The 1,185-nt window shown below is 65.7% G+C and carries 1 protein-coding gene; it reads left to right on the forward strand.

Annotation, left to right across the window (positions count from 1 at the left end; genetic code table 11):
* The coding region (gene tuf, locus ACKVMH_RS13510) for an elongation factor Tu (protein WP_412700664.1) at positions 1 to 1,185 on the forward strand (1,185 nt) is incomplete at its 5' end.

The following is a 1,185-nucleotide window of genomic DNA, read 5'->3' on the forward strand; positions in this document are numbered from 1 at the left end:
AAGGGTAAGTTCGAGCGCACCAAGCCGCACGTCAACGTCGGCACGATCGGTCACGTCGACCACGGCAAGACCACGCTGACCGCAGCGCTGACCAAGATCGGCGCGGAGCGTTTCGGTGGTGAGTTCCACGCCTACGACGCGATCGACAAGGCGCCTGAGGAAAAGGCCCGTGGCATCACGATCTCGACCTCGCACGTGGAATACGAAAGCCCGACGCGCCACTACGCGCACGTTGACTGCCCGGGCCACGCCGACTACGTGAAGAACATGATCACCGGTGCGGCGCAGATGGACGGCGCGATCCTGGTGTGCTCGGCCGCTGACGGCCCGATGCCGCAGACGCGCGAGCACATCCTGCTGGCCCGCCAGGTGGGCGTGCCGTACATCGTGGTGTTCCTGAACAAGGCCGACATGGTGGACGACGCCGAGCTGCTGGAGCTCGTCGAGATGGAAGTGCGCGAGCTGCTGAGCAAGTACGACTTCCCGGGCGACGACACCCCGATCATCCACGGTTCGGCGCTGAAGGCGCTGGAAGGTGACCAGTCGGAGATCGGCGTGCCGGCGATCATCAAGCTGGTGGAGGCGCTGGACAGCTGGATCCCGGAGCCCGAGCGCGACGTGGACAAGGCGTTCCTGATGCCGGTCGAGGACGTGTTCTCGATCTCCGGTCGCGGCACCGTGGTGACCGGCCGCATCGAGCGCGGCGTGATCAAGGTGGGCGAGGAAATCGAGATCGTCGGCATCCGTCCGACCGTCAAGACGACCGTCACCGGCGTCGAGATGTTCCGCAAGCTGCTGGACCAGGGCCAGGCGGGCGACAACGCGGGCCTGCTGCTGCGCGGCACCAAGCGTGACGACGTGGAGCGCGGCCAGGTGCTGTGCAAGCCGGGTTCGATCAAGCCGCACACCGACTTCGAGGGCGAGGTGTACGTGCTGTCGAAGGACGAGGGTGGCCGTCACACGCCGTTCTTCAAGGGCTACCGCCCGCAGTTCTACTTCCGCACCACCGACATCACCGGTGCGGTGGAGCTGCCGGAAGGCGTGGAGATGGTGATGCCGGGCGACAACGTGAAGATGGTCGTCTCGCTGATCAACCCGATCGCCATGGACGAAGGCCTGCGCTTCGCGATCCGCGAAGGCGGCCGTACCGTCGGCGCCGGCGTGGTCTCCAAGATCATCAAGTAA

Source organism: Lysobacter zhanggongensis (assembly GCF_046638635.1).
GTDB lineage: Bacteria > Pseudomonadota > Gammaproteobacteria > Xanthomonadales > Xanthomonadaceae > Novilysobacter > Novilysobacter luteus.